Consider the following 4,489-nt stretch of genomic DNA (forward strand, 5'->3'; position numbering starts at 1 on the left):
GCGTATCAGTCGACCTCAATGTTGCTGATTCACCGCTTTCGCGAGCAGCCCCCCTGCCACATTTTTGATTAGTGTCGCCCCCGCCTCTGCATCACTGTCATCAATCATCCTGTTCAGCCTCCATTCCCAGACCTAGACTCGGCCCATTCCAAGAAAAGGTAGGCCGCCATGTCCGAGACGCTGCTCAGTTCCCGCAATCTGGCTTTCGAGCTGTATGAAGTCCTTGATGCCGAAGGCCTGACCCAGCGCGAACGGTTTGCCGAGCACAATCGCGAAACCTTCGACGCGGCCATCGGTACGGCCCGCAGCATCGCCGAAAAGTATTTCGCGCCGCACAACCGTAAGAACGACGAAAACGAACCGCGCTATGAAGATGGCCAGGCCATCCTGATCCCGGAAGTGAAACCCGCGGTGGATGCGTTCCTGGAGGCGGGCTTTCTCAACGCCGCCCGCAGCTTTGACGCCGGCGGCATGCAACTGCCTACGCTGCTGTCCCAGGCGTGCTTCGCGCATTTCCAGTCGGCCAATGCTGCTTCGACTTCCTACCCGTTCCTGACCATGGGCGCGGCGAACCTGATCGAGAGCTTCGGCAGCGATGAGCAGAAGCAGCGCTTCCTGCAACCGATGATCGACGGCCGTTTTTTTGGCACCATGGCCCTGACCGAACCACACGCGGGCTCTTCGCTGGCGGATATTCGTACGCGCGCGGAGCCAGCGTCCGACGGCACTTATCGACTCAAGGGCAACAAAATCTTTATTTCCGGTGGCGACCATCCGCTGTCGGAAAACATCGTGCACATGGTCCTGGCCAAACTGCCGGACGCGCCACCCGGTGTGAAGGGCATTTCGCTGTTCATCGTGCCCAAGTTCCTGGTCAACGAGGATGGCAGCCTGGGCAAGCGCAACGACGTGCTGCTGGCCGGGCTGTTCCACAAGATGGGCTGGCGCGGCACCACGTCCACGGCGCTGAACTTCGGCGATAACGGTGAGTGTGTCGGTTACCTTGTTGGCAAACCGCACCAAGGCCTGAGCTACATGTTCCAGATGATGAACGAGGCGCGGATCGGCGTCGGCATGGGCGCCGTCATGCTGGGCTACGCCGGTTACCTGTATTCGCTTGAATACGCCCGCGAACGCCCGCAGGGCCGGGTGCCCGATAGCAAGGACCCAGGCACCGCGCCTGTGCCGATCATCCAGCACGCCGACGTGCGCCGCATGCTGTTGACCCAGAAGGCCTACGTGGAAGGTTCGTTCGACCTCGGTCTGTACGCGGCGCGTCTGTTCGACGACACCACCACTCTTGAGAGCGAAGCCGAGCGGCGCCGTGCCCATGAACTGCTCGATCTGCTGACGCCCATCGTCAAATCATGGCCATCGGAGTTCTGCCTGAAAGCCAACGAACTGGCGATCCAGATCCTCGGCGGCCATGGCTACACCCGCGAATACCCGGTGGAGCAGTATTACCGGGACAACCGCCTGAACCCGATCCACGAAGGTACCCATGGCATCCAGTCCCTGGATCTGCTGGGACGCAAACTGGCGCAAAACGGCGGGGCCGGTCTCAAGCAACTGATCCGCCTGGTGGCCGATACCGGCGAGCGTGCCCAGGCGTACGATTCGTTGACTCCCCTGCGTCAGCCGCTGGAGGCCCTGGTGGCGCGCCTGCAATCGGTCACCCTCGGGCTGCTGACGGACCTCGCCCAGGGCAAGGTCAACAGCAGCCTGGCCAATTCGGCGCTGTACCTGAAGGTGTTTGGTCATATGGTGATTGGCTGGCGCTGGCTGGAACAGGCGATTCGCGCCGAGGAAGGGCTGGCCAGGGGCAATGCGGCGGATGTGGATTTCTATAGAGGAAAACTGCAAGCGGCGCGCTATTTTCTGACCTGGGAGATTCCAGGCTGCCAGCATGAGCTGACGATTCTCGAGGCGCGGGATGATACGTGCCTGGGGATGCGGGATGAATGGTTTTGAGCCCGAGCTTGCTGCGCGGCTGAAATCCATTCGCGAGCAGGCTCGCTCCCACACAGGCACCACAGCCAACATTCGCTAACAGTTCAAGCCTGCTGGATCGTCTTGGAAATAACCTCGACCGTGGCGCTGACCTGCTCCTCGTAGCGGTCGAGCTCCGCGCGGTGCTGCTTTTGCATTTCGATCTGTTGCGAACACAGATTCATGGCCGCCAGCACCAGCAGGCGGTCGCCGATCAACGTCGGGAATTTACGCTTGGTATCGGCCAGGGCCGCCTTGAGCATCGAAGCGGCGTCCAGCAGCGTCTGCTCCTGCCCGGCCGGCGCCTTGATCGAGTATTCCTCTCCGAGAATCGAGACGACCGTCACCCCATCGGCACCCTGCTTCATGCGCCGACCGTTGCGGTGCTGGCGCGCTCGATCAGGGCCTGGATACGTGCGGTAGTGGTGCCGTGCAGCTCTTCTTGTTCCATCAGGTTCAGTTGCAGGCTTTCGTTTTCATCCTTGGCCTTGGCCAGTTCGGCGCTCAGGCTTTCATTCAGGCCGGTCAGGTGGCGGTTCTGTTGCACCAGGTCATTGACCAATTGCTCCAGCTGGCTGAGGGATGTTTCCAACATATTGATTTCCAGGCTTTTTCAAGGGGCGCGTACGATAAAGAAAAGTCACCACGGATGCCACGATTGATGGGCAGCGATGCTTCGCTCGCGAGCTGTAGAGACTGCGGTCATGGAATGTGGTTCCGACCCTTCGTCGCACGCTCGATCAAGGGTGCGACAAATACCCGCAGCACCCTCAAGACTTCGGTTGCCAGACCGATAAGTCAGGTTAAACCAGTCACAGCCCCGCACGGACGCGCTTCTTCACGGTAACTTCCATGTCCCTACGTAATATGAACATCGCGCCGCGGGCGTTTCTGGGGTTTGCCCTGATCGGCGCCCTGATGCTGGCCCTGGGGGTGTTTGCCCTGAGCCAGATGAGCAAGATTCGCGTGTCTGGCGAAACCATCGTCCAGAACAGCGTGCCCAGCATCAAGGCGCTGGACGAATTCACCTCACTGACCCTGCGCCTACGCGTATTGTCCTACCGCTTGCTGGTCAACCGCGAACCGGATATCCAGCAAAAGACCTTCGGTCTGTTCGAGCAACGCAATCAACAGATCCAGGCCGCTCAAAGCGCCTATGAAAAACTCATCAGCTCACCGCAAGAACGGGCCGCCTACGATCAGTACGTTCAATTGCTGAACCAATATCGTCAGCTCGAAGAGCGGATGAAGACCTTGTCGCGCAACGATCAGCTCGATGAATTGCGAGCCCTGCTCAATACCGAATTGTTGAGCAACTCCGACGCCATCAACGCGGCCATCAATCGCTTGGTCGAGATCAACAACCAGCAGGCAGAGACCCTCAGCCAGGGCGCCACGCAACAATATTCGACAGCCTTCAACTGGGTCATCACCCTGCTGGTCATCGCCACCGGCCTGACCGTGCTGTTCGCCTGGTTGCTGACCAACAGCATCACCAAGCCGATCGCCAACGCTCTGGACGCCGCCGAAGAAATCGCCAAGGGCAACCTGACCCGGCCGATCACCGTAGACGGCAGCGACGAAGCCGGCCGCCTGCTGCGCGCCATGTCGACCATGCAGGACAAGCTGCGCGACACCCTGCAACGGATCTCCGGCTCGGCCACGCAACTGGCCTCCGCCGCCGAAGAGCTCAACAGCGTCACCGACGAAAGCGCCCATGGCCTGACCCAGCAGAACAACGAAATCGAGCAGGCCGCCACCGCGGTCAACGAGATGACCAGCGCCGTGGAAGAAGTTGCCCGCAACGCGGTCAGCACCTCGGAAGCGTCGAGGAACGCCACGACTTCGGCAGGCGACGGCCGCGACCTGGTACAGGAAACCGTCGGTGCCATCGAGCGCATGAGCGCCGACGTACAAAGCACCGCCACGTTGATCGGCAACCTGGCTGATGAGTCCCGCGATATCGGCAAAGTGCTTGATGTGATCCGTGGCCTGGCCGATCAGACCAACCTGCTCGCCCTGAACGCCGCCATCGAGGCCGCCCGTGCCGGTGAAGCCGGTCGTGGTTTCGCCGTGGTCGCCGACGAAGTTCGCGCCCTGGCCCATCGCACCCAGCAGTCGACCAGCGAAATCGAACGCATGATCGGCAGCATCCAGAGCGGCACCGAACAGGCCGTGGATTCGATGCGCAACAGCACCGAACGCGCCGAGTCGACGTTGAACATCGCCCGCGGCGCCGGCATGTCCCTCGACACCATCAACAGCGCCATCGTCGAAATCAACGAACGCAACCTGGTGATCGCCAGCGCCGCCGAGGAGCAGGCCCAGGTGGCCCGTGAAGTCGACCGCAACCTGGTGAACATCCGCGACCTGTCGGTGCAATCGGCCACCGGCGCGAATCAGACCAGCGCTGCGAGTGCAGAGCTGTCGCGCCTGGCCGTGGATTTGAACAGCATGGTTGGGCGGTTCAGCCTCTGACCGCCGTGGGTCGCTCACAGAC

The 4,489-nt window shown here is 61.1% G+C and carries 4 protein-coding genes and 1 pseudogene; 3 read left to right on the forward strand and 2 right to left on the reverse strand.

Going from position 1 to position 4,489, the window contains the following annotated elements:
• Positions 1 to 168 precede the first annotated feature (168 nt).
• On the forward strand, positions 169 to 1,971 hold the full coding sequence (locus ACE04F_RS24655) for an acyl-CoA dehydrogenase (protein ID WP_486110308.1): 1,803 nt from the start codon (positions 169 to 171) through the stop codon (positions 1,969 to 1,971).
• Positions 1,972 to 2,054: 83 nt separating this feature from the next.
• Here ACE04F_RS24655 and ACE04F_RS24660 read toward each other — a convergent pair whose 3' ends face one another.
• Positions 2,055 to 2,357, reverse strand: a complete 303-nt coding sequence (locus tag ACE04F_RS24660) for a cell division protein ZapA (RefSeq protein WP_486110309.1) — start codon at positions 2,355 to 2,357, stop codon at positions 2,055 to 2,057.
• On the reverse strand, positions 2,354 to 2,584 hold the full coding sequence (locus tag ACE04F_RS24665; protein ID WP_486110310.1) for a hypothetical protein: 231 nt from the start codon (positions 2,582 to 2,584) through the stop codon (positions 2,354 to 2,356). The genes ACE04F_RS24660 and ACE04F_RS24665 overlap by 4 nt, the downstream gene beginning before the upstream one ends.
• A 272-nt stretch (positions 2,585 to 2,856) precedes the next feature.
• Here ACE04F_RS24665 and ACE04F_RS24670 point away from each other — a divergent pair.
• Together ACE04F_RS24670 and ACE04F_RS24675 are read left to right on the forward strand one after the other, a co-directional pair.
• Positions 2,857 to 3,612: pseudogene (locus tag ACE04F_RS24670) on the forward strand (MCP four helix bundle domain-containing protein); the annotation flags it as partial.
• On the forward strand, positions 3,604 to 4,467 hold the full coding sequence (locus tag ACE04F_RS24675) for a methyl-accepting chemotaxis protein (RefSeq protein ID WP_486110317.1): 864 nt from the start codon (positions 3,604 to 3,606) through the stop codon (positions 4,465 to 4,467). The pseudogene ACE04F_RS24670 and the gene ACE04F_RS24675, both read left to right, overlap by 9 nt.
• Positions 4,468 to 4,489: the final 22 nt, after the last annotated feature.

It is taken from the genome of Pseudomonas sp. AGC41, from assembly GCF_057334555.1.